This window comes from Sphaerisporangium sp. NPDC051011 (assembly GCF_040653595.1).
GTDB lineage: Bacteria > Actinomycetota > Actinomycetes > Streptosporangiales > Streptosporangiaceae > Sphaerisporangium.
The window spans coordinates 143,832-159,944 of record NZ_JBFAGG010000015.1; the positions used below are offsets into that span (position 1 = coordinate 143,832).

Genomic DNA, 16,113 nt, shown 5'->3' on the forward strand with positions numbered 1-16,113 from the left:
GCCGCCGCTGACCGGCGCTGTGACAGGCGCTGTGACCGGCTCCGTGACCGGCGCGGCGGCCGGTACCGTGATCGGCGCCCTGGCCGACGGGGGGGCCAGGCGTCGATCAGGGGGCGACGCGGCCCGCGGCGTTGAAGGCGGCGTGGGTGAGCGGCATCAGCCCGGCCCAGATCGCCTCCATCTTCTCGGCGACCATCTCGATCTCGCGCTGCGGGAACGACGGCACCGTGGCCCGCTCGTCCTTGGTGCGCAGCGACAGGAAGTGCATCAGCGAGCGGGCGTTGCACGTGGCGTACATCGAGGAGAACAGCCCGACGGGCAGCACCGCGCGGGCGACCTCGCGGGCGACTCCGGCCTTCAGCATCTCCTGGTAGGCCTCGTAGGACCGCCGGTAGGAGTCCTCCATGGTCTCGGTCACCAGCTTGTACTGCTCGTCGTCCCCTTCGACGAAGACGTACCGCCCCGGCTTCCCCTCCTGCACGAGCTTGCGCTCCCGCCCGGGCACATAGAAAACCGGACGAAGCTCGCGATACCTCCCACTCTCCTCATTGTATGACCAGCCAACCCTGTGGCGGTGGAATTCGCGGAAGACGAGGATGGGGGCGCTGATGAAGAAGGTCATCGAGTTGTGCTCGAAGGGGCTGCCGTGACGGTCGCGCATGAGGTAGTTGATCAGTCCCTTGGAACGCTCCGGGTCCTGGTCGACGGCCTCCAGTGACTGCTCGCCCGCGGTGGAGACCCGGGCGGCCCACACCACGTCGGAGTCGGCGGCGCTGTGCCTGACCAGCTCCACCGTCACATCGCTCAGGAATTCCACGCTCGGTTCCCCCTCCGTCTGCGGCCGCCGCCATCGTACTGGAGTACGAGTCCGGAACCCCGCCGGCGGCGGACGCGGTGGGCGGGCACGCCCGGGCCGTCTCCGTCCCGGGCGTGCCCGCCGCGTGTCAGCCCGATCCTTGGCTCAACCCCGGCACAGCCGCAGCACGTTGGCGATGATCCGGGCCCCGGCCCCGCCCTCGACGGTGAGGATGGACTCGGGGTGGAACTGGACGGCGAAGCGGCGGTTCTCGACGTCCTCGATGGCCATGACCGCGCCGTCGGGGGTCTCGGCCGTGACGGTGAACCCCTTCACGTCGGGCCGCTTGGCGTGCAGGGAGTGGTAGCGGGCGGCGGTGAACTCCTGCGGCAGGCCGTCCAGCAGCGCGCTCTCGCCCACCCGGGCGACCTGGCCGCGCTTGCCGTGCTCGGGGTGGGACAGCAGCGAGAGGCCGCCGCCCGCCTGCTCGACCATCGCCTGGAGGCCGAGGCAGACGCCGAACACGGGCAGCCCGCGCGCGTACAGGGCGTCCAGCAGGGCCGAGCAGCCGAAGTCGGACGGCCAGCCGGGGCCGGGCGAGAGGACCACCATGCCGGGGTCGACGTCCTCCAGCATGGTCAGGGGGAAGCCGTGGCGCAGGGTGACGACGTCGGCGCCGTACTGGCGGAAGTAGTCGGCGAGGGTGTTGACGAAGGAGTCCTCGTGGTCGACGAGCAGGACCTTCACGCCTTCGCCCGGCCGCTCGGGCGCGGGGGACGGGGCGGCGTGGTCCTGGTCCTGGTCCTGGGGGCGGCCGACGGCGGCCAGGGCGCCGAGCAGGGCGCTGGCCTTGAGCTCGGTCTCGCGTTCCTCGGCCGCGGGGTCGGAGTCGAACAGCAGGGTGGCGCCGGCCCGGACGATGGCCACGCCGTCGCGGATCTGGGCGGTGCGCAGGGTGAGCCCGGTGTTCATGGCCCCGTCGAAGCCGAGGTAGCCGACTGCGCCGCCGTACCAGCGGCGGGCGGTCGCCTCGTGGTCCTCGATGAACTGCATGGCCCAGGTCTTGGGGGCGCCGGTGACGGTGACGGCCCACATGTGGGTGAGGAAGGCGTCCAGGGCGTCGAAGCCGGGGCGCAGGCGTCCCTCGATGTGGTCGACGGTGTGGATGAGGCGGGAGTAGAGCTCGATCTGGCGGCGGCCGATCACCTGGACCGAGCCGGGGACGCAGATCCGCGACTTGTCGTTGCGGTCGACGTCGGTGCACATGGTGAGCTCGGACTCCTCCTTGACGGAGCTGAGCAGGGTGCGGATGGCCTCGGCGTCCTCCACGGGGTCGGCGCCGCGGGCGATCGTGCCGGAGATCGGGCAGGTCTCGACCCGGTCGCCCTGGACGCGGACGTACATCTCGGGCGAGGCGCCGACGAGGTGCTCGCCCTCGCCGAGGTTGAACAGGAACTCGTAGGGGGCGGGGTTGCTCTGGCGCAGGTGGCGGTAGAAGCCCGCCGGGTCGGCGCAGGGGGCGTGGAAGACCTGGCCGGGGACGACCTCGAACAGGTCGCCGCGGCGGAACCTCTGCTTGGCGGCCTCGACCACGCCCGCGTAGTCGCCGCGCACCGGGTCGGCGGGGATCTCGGCGGGCGGGGCGGGCAGCGGGACCGTCTCACCCGCGCGTTCGAGGCCGCGCGTGGAGACGCCGTCGACGGTGAACTCGTAGAGGTACTCGCGGCTGGTCTCGCGCTTGCGGTCGATGACCATGACGCGGTCGGGCAGGTGCAGGACCAGGTCGCGCTGGCCGGCCGCGCGTTCGAGTCGCCGGCGGATCGGCTCGAACTGGAACGCCAGGTCGTAGCCGAAGGCGCCGTACAGGCCGAGGTGCTCGTCCTCGCCGGCGAACGCGGCGATGACCTCGCGGATCGCGGTGAACACGGTGGGACGGCGGCTGCGCATCTCTTCGGGGAGGATGTCCCCGGTCTCGGCGATGTGGACCTCGACGTGGTCGGGGGCCGGTTCGGTGGTGGGCTTGCCCACGGCCAGCAGGCAGCTTGTGACCGCGGGCATGACGACCCGGCCGCGGGCGTTGAGCGCGCGGGCGGAGATGGCGCGGCCGCGGGCGACGATCTCCAGCACCGGGTCGACGTAGGCGAGGTGCCATCGGCTGTAGCGGCCGGGGTACTCCATTCCGGAGGAGAGCACGCCGCCGCGACGCTCGCCGAGCGAGGAGACGACGTCCTCCAGCACCGACTCGGGTACGTCGGCGGTCGTCACCTCGACCTTGATGCCACCAGCGGTGGTATATGCGCTCGTTTCCACCCTTGCCCCGCCCTTCTTGATCTTCGATTTGCCCCGGGCGGGCACGAAAAACGGCCGCCTCCCGGGGCGGCCGTCCGTAGGTATGCGAAAGTCGCGCCGCCTATGCGGGGCGCCACCACTGAGCAGAAGGGGTCTTTCGCATGCTGGCATGCTAGCGGCCCCCGGTGCGCGGCGCCACTTGTCCGCCCCGGCACACCGGCGACGGCGGCACCCCGGGCGGTGAGTGACGTAGGTCACAGCGCCACCCGCAGGATAGCACTAGCATGTTACCGGAGAGTAACGCGCCGCTTACATCGAACGGGGTATGACTCCAAACGAGGAGCGCCCATGACTCGGTTTCCGTACAGGGTCGTCGTGCACAGGGACATGCGGGTCCCCATGCCGGACGGCGTCGTGCTACTGGCCGACCGGTACATCCCGATCGGCGTGAGCGCTCCGCCCACCATCCTCGTCCGCTCCCCCTACGGCAGGCGCGGGCTGTTCGGCCTGGTCTACGGCAGGTCGTTCGCCCGGCAGGGCTTCCAGGTGATCCTGCAGAGCTGCAGGGGCGGGTTCGGGTCCGGCGGCGAGCTCACCCCGCTGGACGAGCAGGACGACGGGCTGGCGACCGTCGAGTGGATGCGCGCCCAGTCCTGGTACGGGGGGACCTTCGCCATGCACGGCCCGAGCTACCTCGGGTACGCCCAGTGGGCGATAGCGCCGTTCGCCGGCCCGGACCTCAAGGCCATGGCCACCCAGGTGACCGCCTCCCAGTTCCGTGACGCCGCCTACGTGGGCGGCTCTTTCGCGCTGGAGGCCGTGCTGAGCTGGAGCACACTGACCGCCATGCTCTCGGGGCCGCTCAGCGGCGCCGCGCCGGTCTTCGCCCCGCGCCGCACCCAGCGGGCCGTGATGTCCGGCCGTCCCGTCGGCGAGTTCGACCAGGTGGCCGCCGGGCGCACGCTGCCGTTCTACCAGGAGGTGCTCAACCACCACGCCGACCCGGCCGTCCCGTTCTGGAAGAAGAGGGACTTCTCGGCCACCGTCGGCGAGGTCGAGGCAGCGGTCACCATGACCGGCGGCTGGTACGACGTCTTCCTGCCGTGGCAGCTCAAGGACTACGCGGCCCTGCGCACGGCCGGGAGGCGTCCCCATCTCACGATCGGGCCCTGGCACCACGCGGACATGCGGCACGGGCGGCTCGCCAACCTGGACGCGCTGAGCTGGTTCCGCGCCCATCTGCTCGGCGACGCCTCGGGCCTGCGGGCGAGCCCCGTGCGGCTGTACGTCACCGGCGCGGGGATGTGGCGCGACTACGACGACTGGCCCGTGCCCGGGATGACGGTGCGGCGCTGGCACCTGCAGCCCGGCTTCGGGCTCGGCCCCGGCGGCCCGGAGGACTCTCCCCCGGACCGCTACCGCTACCACCCCGCCCACCCCACCCCGGTCCTCGGCGGCCCGACGCTGCTCGGCAACTCCGCGCCCCGCGACAACCGGCGCCTGGAGACCCGGGCGGACGTCCTCGTCTACACCGGCGAGGCCCTGCGCGAGGACCTGGACCTGATCGGCCCGGTCACCGCCGAGGTGTTCCTGCGTTCCAGCACCCCCTACACCGACCTGGTCGTCCGCGTCTGCGACGTGCGCCCCGACGGGGCGTCGTTCAACGTGTGCGAGGGCGTGCGCCGGCTGTTCCCCGGGGCGCCGCCCGCCGACGCGGACGACGTGCGCCGCGTCGAGGTCGAGCTGTGGCCGATCGCCCACCGCTTCCTGCGGGGGCACCGGGTGCGGGTCCAGATCGCGAGTGGGGCCTACCCCCGGCTGGCGCGCAACCTCGGCACCGGCGAGCCGCTGGCCACCGGCCGCACGGCGGTCGCGGCCGACCAGGAGGTCTTCCACGATCCCGAGCACCCCTCGTCGATCATGCTTCCCCACGCCCGCGCCTGACGCCGCGCCCCCCGGCACGCGTGCCGTACTCCGGTCACGGCCGTTCACGCGCGTGTCAGACCGCTTGTCAAGAGCCGCGGGGACGATGAACGGCGACCGGGCCGAACCCGTCGCCGAAAGGGCGTCCCCCAGCCACGCCTCCCCCGCGTGACGCCCCTGAGCTGGGAGGATCGGCCGGGCGGGCCCGTTCACCGCGCCAACAGGTCCGTTCACCGATTGGTGAGGGTTCCGCCTCACGCGCGAAATTACGCTTCCGCTCAACCGGACCACCGGCCCCACCAGGGCCGGTGCCGCCTCCCTTTCGCGAGGAGAGTGAGTTGACCACGCCCCCCAGCGATCAGCGCCCGGTCAGGAGCGATCGCAGCCCGTGGAACTGGCTGCTGCTCGTGCCGATCGTCATCCCTCTGATCACCGCCCTCTACAACGCGGACGAGCCCCGCCTGTTCGGGTTCCCGCTGTTCTACTGGCTGCAGCTCGCGTTCATCGTCCTGGGCGTCGCCTCCACCACCATCGTGTACCGGATGGGCAAGAGGAGGGGCGGCCGATGAGCGAGCACATCACCGAGATCCTGGTCTTCGCCGTCCTGTTCCTGCTGGTCAGCGGCATGGGGTTCGTCGCGGCCCGCTGGCGCCGCCCCGACGACCTCGCCAGCCTGGACGAGTGGGGCCTCGGCGGCCGGAAGTTCGGCTCCTGGATCACCTGGTTCCTCGTCGGCGGCGACCTCTACACCGCGTACACCTTCGTGGCGGTCCCCGCCCTGCTGTACGGCGCCGGCGCGACCGGGTTCTTCGCCCTGCCGTACACGATCATCACCTACCCGATGGTGTTCCTGGTGATGATCCGGCTGTGGTCGGTGTCCCACGTGCACGGCCTGGTGACGCCCGCCGACTTCGTCCGCGCCCGGTTCGGCTCGCCCACGCTGGCCCTGCTGATCGCGATCACCGGCCTGGTCGCCACGATGCCGTACATCGCCCTGCAGCTCGTCGGCATCGAGGCGGTGCTGAAGTCGATGGGCGTCAGCGGCGAGCTGCCGCTCGTCATCGCGTTCGCGATCCTCGCCGCCTACACCTACCAGTCGGGCCTGCGCGCCCCCGCGCTGATCGCCTTCGTCAAGGACACGCTGATCTACATCGTGATCCTGGTGGCGGTCATCTACATCCCGGCGCGGCTCGGCGGCATGGGCTCGATCTTCGACGCGGCCCGGGCCAAGTTCGAGGCCACCCCCGCGCCGGGTGACGGGTATCTGCTCAACGCGAACAACCAGCTCCAGTACGTCACACTGGCGTTCGGCTCGGCGATGGCGCTGTTCCTGTACCCGCACAGCGTCACCGGCGTGCTGGCGGCGCGCAGCCGGGGCGTGATCAAGCGGAACATGTCCGCGCTGCCCGCCTACAGCCTGCTCCTCGGCCTCATCGCGCTGCTCGGCTACATGGCGATCGCCGCCGGGGTCAAGCCGATCGTCTCCGGCGGCAAGGCCGACCCCAACACGGTGGTCCCGCAGCTCTTCGACGCGATGTTCCCCGACTGGTTCACCGGGGTCGCCTACGCCGCCATCGGCATCGGCGCGCTGGTGCCCGCGGCGATCATGTCGATCGCGGCGGCCAACCTGTTCACGCGCAACATCTACAGGGAGTACATCAGGCGGGACGCCACCGACGCCCAGGAGGCGGCGGTCAGCAAGATCGCCTCGCTGGTCGTGAAGATCGGCGCGGTGCTGGTCATCCTGCTGATCGACCCGCAGTTCTCCATCGACCTCCAGCTCATCGGCGGCGTGATCATCCTGCAGACGCTGCCCTCGGTCGCGCTCGGCCTGTTCACCCGCTGGTTCCACCGAGCGGGGCTGGTCGCCGGGTGGACGGCGGGCATGGCCGCCGGCCTGCTGATGCTCTACAACATCGCCAACCCGGCCACGAACCACGCCCACTTCGGCGGGTCTGCGTTCCCGCTGGAGAAGCTGGGCCTGGACACCAAGATGACGATCTACGCCGGTTTCCTGGCCCTGGCCGTCAACCTGGTGGTGGCCGTCGCCGGCACGCTGGTCGCCCGCGCCGCCAAGCTCGCCGAGGGCGCCGACGCCACCCGCCCCTCCGACTACTTCGCCGACGAGGGCGACCCCCGCGTCCACGACGTCCAGCTCACCGGCTCCCACTGACCCCGCCCCCGTCCGTTCCCCTGCACCTCCCCGGACGCCTGTAGGCCGCCGCACCGGCACACCCCGGCGCGGCGGGAGCGCCCGGCGGTCCCCGGCGGACCGCCGGGCGTTCGCCTTTTCCGCTCGCCGCGCCCCTCTGCGGTGAGCAGGGCTTTCCTCTCGCCCCGCCGCCGCGACGCCCGACGAGTGTGATCAATGCGGAAATATGAGCGAGAAGCTTCCGGTAGGGTGCCGGTCGCGGGGCGTGAGGGAGGTGGCGGGTGAGCGAGCCTGGGGCGCCCGAGGTGCCGGGGTACGAGGTGCTGGGAATCCTCGGCCAGGGCGGGTTCGGCGTGGTGTACCGCGCGCGGCAGCTCGCCGTACGCCGCGAGGTCGCTCTCAAGATCGACAACCGCGTGCTGGTCTCCGAGCGCGACCGGCGGCGGTTCATGCGCGAGGTCAGCTCGGCCGGGGCGCTGTCGGGGCACCCGCACGTGGCGGACGTGTACGACGCCGGGGTGCTCGGCGACGGGCGTCCGTACATGGTGCTGGAGCTGTGCCCGGGCGGTTCGCTGTCGGACCGGCTGCGCGAGCAGGGCCCGCTGAGCCCCGCCGAGGTGCGCGACATCGGCGTGCGCATCGCCGACGCACTCGCGGCGGCCCACGCGGCGGGCGTGCTGCACCGTGACGTGAAACCGGCCAACATCCTGGTGAACGGGTACGGGATGGTGGCGCTGTCGGACTTCGGGCTGGCCGCCACCGCGCACACCGAGGGCGAGATGTCGGTGACCCGCGAGTCGCTGACCCCGGCGTTCGGCCCTCCGGAGGCGTTCGAGCTCGCCGAGCCGAGCCCGGCGGGCGACGTCTACTCGCTGTCGGCGACGCTGTACGCGCTGCTCAACGGGCGTCCGCCGCGTTTCCCCGAGAGCGGAGTGGTCAACGTCGCGATGATCATGGCGTTGCACCGGCGTCCGATCCCGGAGATCCCCGGGGTGGCGCCGGAGCTGACCGCCGTGCTCCGCGCGGGCATGGCCGCCGACCCGCGCGAGCGCACCCCGTCCGCCGCCGACCTGCGCGACGCCCTCGCCGCGATCCCCGCGGGCCTGCTCTCCGGCCAGGGGATCTCCGGGCCGTCCGCCGTGGGAGGCCCCGGGCGGCAGGGGTATCCGAGCGCCCAGCCGGGGCACTCGGGGCCGCTGTCGCATCCGGCCCCCCTCGGGCATTCGGCGCCGCTCCCCCACGCGGGCTCCCCCGGGCTCTCGGGGCCGTACGAGCGCCCGCCGCAGTACGCCCGGCCCGCCCCGTCCGTGCCCGTCGCCCATTCCCGGCATTCGGCTCCGACCGGGCCGTCGCGGCAGCACGTGGACGTGCCGGAGCGGCCTGAGCGCCTCTCCCCGCGGGAGGCCGTGACCGGTCCGGGCGGGCGGGCGATGTCGAGCACCATCGCCCCGCACACGCCGAAGCAGAACGCGCACACCGGCGTGTACGTCGCCGTGGCCGGGGTGTTCGCCCTGCTGCTGACGATCGGGACGGCCCTCGCCCTGCACGAGGGCGCGATCCCCGACGTCACCGCGTCCACGCCGGCGAGCGCGCCGGCGACGGCGGCGGGCGGAACGTCCGGGGGCACGGCCGTCACGGACCCGGACGCCGGGACCGTGAAGACCGTCACGGCGAACTGCCCCGCGACGTCGGTGGCCGGGGCCCAGGCCGCCTGCAGCCAGGAGGCGGAGTGCTGGGGCGGCATCGTCTCCATCGCGGGGTCGGTGACGGTCAAGCGCCGCGGCTGCGAGGAGGCCCACTCGTGGGAGACGTTCGCCGTGGCCCCGATGCCGGTGGACGGCGTCACCTATGACCTGCAGGACCTCGAGGCGCACCCCGTGGTGAAGAAGCTGTGCTCGATGCCGGTGCTGCTCCAGTCGAGGTCGGAGGCCGCCAGGAAGATCTCCCCGTCCAAGTGGATGGTCTCGGCGCTGCCCCCGAGCCCGGACGCGTTCAAGTCGGGCGTGCGCGTCTACCGCTGCGTCGGCGGCGTGATGGGCAGCGAGCGCCCCGGGACCTACTTCCGGCCCCTGAGCTGAGGGCCGCGTCGCCGCCCATGGCGACGCGCGGTGAATATGGGAATTGCCTGGAACTCCTGGGAACTCTTGGTACGCTCCGGGCGTGAGTGAAAGGCTGGACGCCCTGGAGGAGCGGATCAACGCGCTCCGGGCGGAGGTCCGGCGAGCCGTGCGGGGCCGTGACGGCGCCCTCGCCAGGGTGCTGCGGGCCGAACTGCGCACGGCCGAGCGAGCCTGGGACCGGGCGCTGGCCCCCCAGGACCCCGCCGAGGGGTCCCTGGAGGACTCCCCGGAGCCCGCCGGTAAGGGGGCCAGGGGTGGTGACGGGCCTGGTTCGGATGGGCCCGGCTCGCTGGTGCCGGTGCGGGAGCAGGTGCACGAGGCGCTGACGCTGCTCGGAGTGCCGGCCTCGGCCCGGGTGATCGTCGCGGTGCACGGCGCCCTGCGCGCGGGGTCCCTCAGGGGCACCCAGCTCGCGAGCCTGCGCCGGGACGAGGAGCGCTCCTTCCGGTCCTCGCCGTTCGCCCGTCCGTACTACCTGTGCGCCGCGCTCACCGACCGCCTGTCGGCCTCGCGCGGCCTGCTGACGATCAGCACGTGGCCGCTGGAGCGCCGGGCGATCGGCCCGCTCAGCCCCCGCGTCGACTTCCTCACCACCGCGATCCGCGTGGGCGAGCACATCCTGCGGCTGGAGGAGACGGGCGAGCCGGCGCCGGACTCCGCGCGGAGGCTGCTGGCGCGGCTCGCGCACAACGTCCCCGGCGTCCCCGTGCCGTCCGCCGCCGAAGACGCCCCGCCCGACCCGGCCGTGGTGGTCAGGGCGGCCCGCGCCGAGCTGGACGTCCACGCCGGCGCGGACGCGGACGCCCGCGCGCGGATCGCCGAGCGCGCCCGCGCCCGCCTCGGCGACGCCGAGCGCCTGTTCGGCGGCAGGCTCCTGAGCCTGGCCCGCGAGGAGGCGTCGTGAGGCCCCTCGCGGCGGTGCGGTCCGGTGTTCACTCGCATGGCGAAGAGCGGCAGAGAGAGGTGTGAGGTGGAGCGGTTCGACCGGTTGCGCGGCGCCGTGCCCGCGCGGCCGCACGACGCGCGGGCGATCGCCGCGCTGGCGGCCAACCCAGGGTGCGCGCGGCGCGCGGTGATGGACGCCGCGGGGATCGACAAGGACGCGACCGCGACCCATCTGGGGTTCCCCGCCCCGTTCGGCCGGTCGCCGTTCGCGATCACCCGGGGCAACGCGTTCGAGGCCCTGGTGAAGGACTCCGGCTGCGCCGAGCTGCTGCGGCTGCTGCGCGAGCTGCTGGGCCTGCCGATCCCCCTCGCCGCCTACACCGACCTCGGCGACATCGGCGGCAACCCGTCGGCGCACCTGCGCCACGCCCACACGCTCAAGCTCATCGACCGGGCCGCCCGTGACGACGACGAGGCGGGCACGCTGTACGACCACCCGCTGCTGCGGCTGGAGATCGCCGGGCACACCTCCTACCTGGAGCCGGACGTCGTCGCGTTCCGGCTCGCGGGCCGGTTCCACATCGTGGAGATCAAGTCGTTCGCGATCGTGGACGGCCAGGCCGAGCCGGACAAGGTGGCCGCGGCGGCGCGCCAGGCCGCGGTGTACGTGCTGGCGCTGCGGAACATGCTGGCGGAGCTCGGGCATGACCCGGCCCGCGTGTCGCACGAGGTCGTGCTGGTGTGCCCGGAGAACTTCGCGAACCGCCCGGCGGGCACGCTGCTGGACGTGCGCAGGGAGCTGGCGGTGCTGCGCAGGCAGCTCTCGCGCATGGCCAAGGTCGGCGCCATCGCCGACACGCTGCCCGAGGACCTGACCTTCGACCTGGCGCCGGACGCCGACGGCGTGCCGACGCGCCCGGTGAGCGAGCTGCGCGAGGCGGTGCGCGCGGTCGGCGCGCGGTACGCGCCCGAGTGCCTGTCCACGTGCGACCTGTGCTTCTTCTGCCGGGACGAGGCCGCGGCCGAGGGGTCGACCGAGCTGCTGGGACGCCAGGTCCGCGACGCGCTCGGCGGGGTGGCGACGGTGTCGGAGGCGCTCGGCCTCGCCGACGGCACCCTGACACCCGGTGAGGGCCAGGAGGAGATCGCCCGCCTGCTGCGCCTGGCCGACGGCATCTACGGCGTCTACGCGGAGGCGGGATGAGCACGCTGGCCGCCCTCGCCCGCCTGCGCGCCGTGCGCACCGGGTCGGCCCAGCGGCTCGCCACCGTGCGCCACTGCCACCTGTCGGAGCGGCCCATGGTGTTCATCCCGCTGCGGCTGGCCGGCGAGGCCGCCGCGCCGCTGGCCGCCATGGCGGGCACCGACCCGGGCCATCCCCACCTGCTGGTGGTGCCGCAGCCGCGCGACCGGGATCTGCGGTTCGCGTTCGCGGCCGAGCTGGCGCAGATCGTCCTGCCGTACGTCGAGGGCTTCCTGAAGGAGACCGAGACGGTGGAGCGGCGCGGCGCCGAGCCGTACGAGCGGTGCGCCGACGCGCCGCAACTGCTGGTCCCGAACCGCGCCGCGCTGGCGTTCACGCTGCTGCTCGGCCGCTCGACGCGGTTCCGCCGCGCGGAGGGCCCGCACGCCGTCCACCCGTCGGTGCCGGTCCTCGGCCGGTGGCTCACGTTCTTCGCCCAGCGGGCGCGCCACCCCGGCTCGGCGCTGCTGCCGGCGGTCACCGAGGCGCTGTCGCTGCACTGGGCCACGGGCCAGAGCGCGCTGGAGGACGCCAACCTCGCGTCGCTGGTCGGCTGGATCGACCCGCCGCCGGGCACGACCGGGGCGGAGGCGGCCAGGGAGGCCGAGGACCCGCTGGTCTGGCCGCCCGCGGGCCCGGCCACCGACCCCGGTTTCGACGCCGAGGTGCTGGCGCCGGCGATCCGGGCGTACGAGGAGGCGCCGGGCGAGCGCGCGGCCGCGCGGGTCGCCGAGGCGGTGCGCACGCAGCTCGACCCGACGTGGCGGCTGATGTGGCGCGCCGTGGACCTGCTGCGCGGGCTGCCCGAGGGCAGGGGCGCGTCGGCGCGGTGGGAGCTCGACCGCGGGTCGTTCACCGCTTTCGCCGAGCAGGTCGCCGAGGGCGGGCCGCCGCAGCCCAAGCACGACGGCGCGGTGGCGGCGGCGTCCCGGCTGGCCCGCATGGAGCGCGCGCAGGCGTCCTACGACGCCCAGCGCGCCTACGACGACCCGCTGGTGATGGCCGCCTACCGGCTGACCGGCGAGGCGTTCACCGGCACGGTCGTCGCGTCCGACCCCGCCAACGCCGAGGGCGAGGGCCGGGGGCGCAAGCTGCGGCCGCTGGTCACCGTGCGGACGGGCGACCCGGTGCGGCTGGCGGCCGGCGCGAAGCTGGGCACCCCGGAGCGGCGCGGCCAGCAGGCCGAGGTCGTGGAGGTCGACGGCGAGCTGGTCACCCTGAAGATCGTCAAGGGCATGGGCCGCGGCAAGGTCGCGACCCCGGGCGCGGTCCCGGAGTCCGGCGACCAGGTCTGCTACGCCGCGCTCAGCGACGAGTACCAGCCGCCCGCGAGCCTGCCCGCCTCCGAGGAGACCCCCTGGACGCACGGCGGCCCGCCGCCGGAGTACGTCCCGAGCCCTGAGGACGATCAGGAGGAATGGTCGTGAACCAGAGCGATCGCCTCCTGGTGACACGCGTGACACGAGCGGCGGCCCTGCGCGGCGGCCGGGAGGAGTGGCCGTGATCGGCGGGATGCTCTCCCCCGCGGCGGAGGCGGCGGCCGTGGTCGACGCCGTGCTGGACGACCTGCCCCGGAACCGGGGCGTGGTCGTCGACTCGCCGCCGGGCGCGGGGAAGTCGACGCTGGTGGTGCGCGCGGCCGGGCATCTGGCCGCGACCGGCGAGCCGCTGATGATCGTCGCGCAGACCAACGAGCAGGTGGACGACCTGATCGTCCGCCTGGCCGAGGAGCACCCGGACCTGCCGCTCGGCCGGCTGTCGGCGTCCGACTACGTCATGCCCGAGCGGGTGCTGGGCAAGGCGTCCGTGGGCACCAAGCTGCCCGACCTCGGCGACCCCGCCGTGGTGGTGGCCACCGCGGACAAGTGGGCGTGGGCGGGCGACCGCACCTGGCCGTGGGCGATCGTGGACGAGGCGTACCAGATGCGCTCGGACAAGCTGCTGCGCGTCGCGGGCATGTTCGAGCGGGCGCTGTTCGTGGGCGACCCGGGCCAGCTCGACCCGTTCTCGGTCGTGGACGGCGACCGCTGGGCCGGTCTGTCGTGGGATCCGCTGCAGAGCGCGGTGGCCGTGCTGCTGCGCCACAACCCCGACCTGCCCGTGCACCGGCTGCCGGTGTCCTGGCGGCTGCCCGCCTCGGCCGCGCCGGTGGTCTCGGAGGCGTTCTACCCGTTCACGGGCTTCCGCGCGGGCACCGAGCCCGGCGAGCGGCGCTTGGAGTTCCAGGCCGGCGGCATGCGCACCGCCTACGACCGCGCGCTGGAGGAGGCCGCCTCCTACGGCTGGGCGCTGTACGAGCTGCCGAGCCGACACACCCTGCGCACGGACGCCGAGGCGGTCCAGGCCGTCGCCCTGCTGGCCACGAGGCTCGTGCAGCGCGCGCCGGTGGCGATCTCCGAGCGCGGCGAGCGGCCGGTGACGGCCGAGCGCATCGCGATCGGGGCGGCGCACCGCGACCAGGTGGCCGCGATCCTGGCCGCCGGGCCCCCGCCGGGGGTGACCGTCGACACCGCCAACCGGCTGCAGGGCCGCGAGTACGACGTCACGATCGTCCTGCACCCGCTGTCGGGGCGCAGGGACGCGACGGCCTTCCACCTGGAGTCCGGTCGGCTGTGCGTGCTGACCTCGCGGCATCGGCACGCGTGCGTGGTCGTCGCCCGCGCCGGGATCCCCGAACTGCTCGACGCGCATCCCTCGGCCGAGCCGGTCCGCTTGAACGTCCCGGTGAAGTTCCCCGACGGGTGGGAGGCCAACCAGGCCGTTCTGGCCCATCTGTCCGCGCACCGTGTCGAGGCGGCGCCGCTTCGCTGACCGCGGCGCGGGCGTGCGATCCACCTCACGGGACTCCCGGGTGGCCCTCCCTCCGGATGACGACGCCCCTGGCCGGGCCCGCCTTCACGCGGCCGTCCCTGCGCTCCTGAACCGGCCGGGGGGCCGGCGAGGCCGCCGGGAACGTTCCCGGCGGCTCCGGACGCGGGGCGGGCGTGAGGTCGGGCTCGGGGCTGGTGGCCGAGGCCATCAGCGCCAGAAGGATCAGCGTCACCACGGCGATGAGTATCAGGGCGAGTCCCGCGAGCATCAGGACGGCCAGAACTGTCAAGGCCGCGCCGATGACCTCCATCATCGCCCCCTTCTCTTGTGTTGTGGCGTGGGACTCGTGCCCGCGCCGGGCACGCTCACACTTCGTCCCCCGCTGGTGAACGTACTGATTCCGCCGGGCCGGCGCGCCGTTCGCGGTGTTTGCGTTACGGAAGCGACGCCGGGCGTCTCACGTGCCGGGCATGCGGTCCAGACGGCGCAGGATCACGCCCTCGCGCAGGGCCCACGGGCAGATCTCCAGCTCGCCGAGCCCGAACAGGTCCATGGTGGCGTCGGCGACGATCGCGCCGGCCAGGAGTTGCGGCGCGCGGCCGGCGGAGACGCCGGGGAGCCCGGCGCGCTGGACGTTGGTCATCCCGGCGAGCCGCTCGGTCCAGCCGGCCAGGCTCTTGTGGCTCAGCGTCCGCTTGACGTAGGTGCCCTCGCCGGAGGGCGCGGCGCCGGCGATGCGGGCGAGCTGCTTGAACGTCTTGGACGTCGCAACCGCGTGGTCGGCCCTGCCGTACTTGACGACGTCGCCGACCACCCTGCCGATCTGGGCGCGCACCTGCCGGCGCATGGCGCGGATCTCCCCGGCGGGCGGCGGGTCGGCGGTGAACCAGCGGCGCGTCAGCCGTCCCGCGCCGAGTGGCAGCGAGACGGCGACGTCCGGCGCCTCCTCGACACCGGAGGCGATCTCCAGGGACCCGCCGCCGATGTCCACCACCAGCAGCCTGCCGGAGGACCAGCCGAACCAGCGCCGCACCGCCAGGAACGTCAGCCGGGCCTCGTCCTGCCCGGACAGGACCTGCAGGTCGACGCCGGTGGTGTCGCGCAGGCGGCCGAGCACGTCCTCGCCGTTGGACGCCTCGCGCACCGCCGAGGTGGCGAAGGCCATGATGTCCTCCACGCCCTTGTCCTCGGCGATGCGCAGCGACTCCTCGATGAACCGGCGCAGCTCGCGCTCCCCCTGCGAGGACAGCGTTTCGCCGTCGTGGAGGTGCTCGGCCAGCCGCATCTCGGCCTTGTGCGAGTACGCGGGCAGCGGCTGCGCGCCCCTGTGGGCGTCCACCACCAGAAGATGCACCGTGTTCGAACCGATGTCGAGGACGCCTAGTCGCATGATCCGACGCTACTACCTGGGGGGAATCATGAAGAAAATCACCCTTGCGATCACAGCGCGGCCAGCGACTCCAACGCGGGCAGAGCGGCGGCGAGCGCGGCGCGCTGGCCGGGCGGCAACGCGGCGACCCGGGCGGTGAAGAACGCCGAGCGGTCGTCGCGGAGCTGGGCCAACCGCGCGCGTCCCTCCTCGGTGAGGGTGAGGAGGGACGCGCGGCGGTCGGCGCGGTCGGGCGCGCGGGTCAGCAGGTTCAGGGTCTCCAGGCTGCCGACCAGCCTGCTCTGTGTGGGGGCGCTGACGCCCTCGTGGGCGGCGAGGTCGACCAGGCGGACCGGGCCCAGAGCGTCCACGGCCGACAGCGTGGAGACCTGGCTCACCGTGAGCGCCTGCGGGACCTGCTGGCGGGCCCGCCGCGACAGGCGGGCCAGGGCCTTCCGCAGACGGTCGGCGAGTTCGGCGTCGGTGACGGTGACGCCGGGGGATTCTTCGATCATGAGGCCTTCC

The 16,113-nt window shown here is 73.5% G+C and carries 13 protein-coding genes; 8 read left to right on the top strand and 5 right to left on the bottom strand.

Going from position 1 to position 16,113, the window contains the following annotated elements; all coding sequences use genetic code 11:
- Window positions 1–106 precede the first annotated feature (106 nt).
- Together thyX and AB0H21_RS30660 are read right to left on the bottom strand one after the other, a co-directional pair.
- A complete protein-coding gene (gene thyX, locus AB0H21_RS30655; RefSeq protein WP_358523485.1) occupies window positions 107–817 on the bottom strand; it encodes an FAD-dependent thymidylate synthase in 711 nt (236 codons plus the stop codon).
- Window positions 818–961: 144 nt separating this feature from the next.
- Window positions 962–3,106, bottom strand: coding sequence for an anthranilate synthase component I (locus AB0H21_RS30660; protein ID WP_358523488.1), 2,145 nt, complete (start codon window positions 3,104–3,106; stop codon window positions 962–964).
- A gap of 327 nt (window positions 3,107–3,433) precedes the next feature.
- On the opposite strand from AB0H21_RS30660, the gene AB0H21_RS30665 reads away from it, so the two are divergent.
- The 8 genes from AB0H21_RS30665 to AB0H21_RS30700 all read left to right on the top strand — a co-directional run bounded on the left by AB0H21_RS30665 (window position 3,434) and on the right by AB0H21_RS30700 (window position 14,219).
- Window positions 3,434–5,029: a CocE/NonD family hydrolase gene (locus tag AB0H21_RS30665; protein WP_358523491.1), complete on the top strand. Its 1,596-nt coding sequence runs from the start codon at window positions 3,434–3,436 to the stop codon at window positions 5,027–5,029.
- A 317-nt stretch (window positions 5,030–5,346) separates the two neighbouring features.
- The gene (locus tag AB0H21_RS30670; protein WP_358523494.1) at window positions 5,347–5,577 is read left to right on the top strand and encodes a DUF3311 domain-containing protein; all 231 of its coding nucleotides are present in this window, start codon (window positions 5,347–5,349) and stop codon (window positions 5,575–5,577) included.
- Window positions 5,574–7,181 (top strand): monocarboxylate uptake permease MctP, encoded by a 1,608-nt coding sequence (mctP, locus tag AB0H21_RS30675; protein ID WP_358523496.1) that lies wholly within the window; start codon window positions 5,574–5,576, stop codon window positions 7,179–7,181. Before AB0H21_RS30670 ends, mctP begins: the two co-directional genes overlap by 4 nt.
- Window positions 7,182–7,441: 260 nt before the next feature.
- On the top strand, window positions 7,442–9,238 hold the full coding sequence (locus AB0H21_RS30680) for a protein kinase (RefSeq protein WP_358523499.1): 1,797 nt from the start codon (window positions 7,442–7,444) through the stop codon (window positions 9,236–9,238).
- 82 nt (window positions 9,239–9,320) lie between these two features.
- Window positions 9,321–10,184: a hypothetical protein gene (locus tag AB0H21_RS30685; protein WP_358523502.1), complete on the top strand. Its 864-nt coding sequence runs from the start codon at window positions 9,321–9,323 to the stop codon at window positions 10,182–10,184.
- Window positions 10,185–10,250: 66 nt separating this feature from the next.
- Complete coding sequence (locus AB0H21_RS30690) at window positions 10,251–11,369, top strand: hypothetical protein (protein ID WP_358523505.1); 1,119 nt, start codon at window positions 10,251–10,253, stop codon at window positions 11,367–11,369.
- Window positions 11,366–12,835: a hypothetical protein gene (locus AB0H21_RS30695; RefSeq protein WP_358523508.1), complete on the top strand. Its 1,470-nt coding sequence runs from the start codon at window positions 11,366–11,368 to the stop codon at window positions 12,833–12,835. Before AB0H21_RS30690 ends, AB0H21_RS30695 begins: the two co-directional genes overlap by 4 nt.
- Before the next feature lie 73 nt (window positions 12,836–12,908).
- Window positions 12,909–14,219, top strand: coding sequence for a helicase (locus AB0H21_RS30700; RefSeq protein WP_358523510.1), 1,311 nt, complete (start codon window positions 12,909–12,911; stop codon window positions 14,217–14,219).
- 25 nt (window positions 14,220–14,244) lie between these two features.
- Here the strand turns inward: AB0H21_RS30700 and AB0H21_RS30705 are convergent, their stop codons facing one another.
- The 3 genes from AB0H21_RS30705 to AB0H21_RS30715 form a co-directional block, all read right to left on the bottom strand.
- Window positions 14,245–14,532: a hypothetical protein gene (locus tag AB0H21_RS30705; RefSeq protein WP_358523513.1), complete on the bottom strand. Its 288-nt coding sequence runs from the start codon at window positions 14,530–14,532 to the stop codon at window positions 14,245–14,247.
- Window positions 14,533–14,676: 144 nt separating this feature from the next.
- Window positions 14,677–15,609, bottom strand: a complete 933-nt coding sequence (locus AB0H21_RS30710) for a Ppx/GppA phosphatase family protein (protein WP_358523514.1) — start codon at window positions 15,607–15,609, stop codon at window positions 14,677–14,679.
- Between the two features lie 50 nt (window positions 15,610–15,659).
- A complete protein-coding gene (locus AB0H21_RS30715; protein WP_358523517.1) occupies window positions 15,660–16,103 on the bottom strand; it encodes a MarR family transcriptional regulator in 444 nt (147 codons plus the stop codon).
- Window positions 16,104–16,113: the final 10 nt, after the last annotated feature.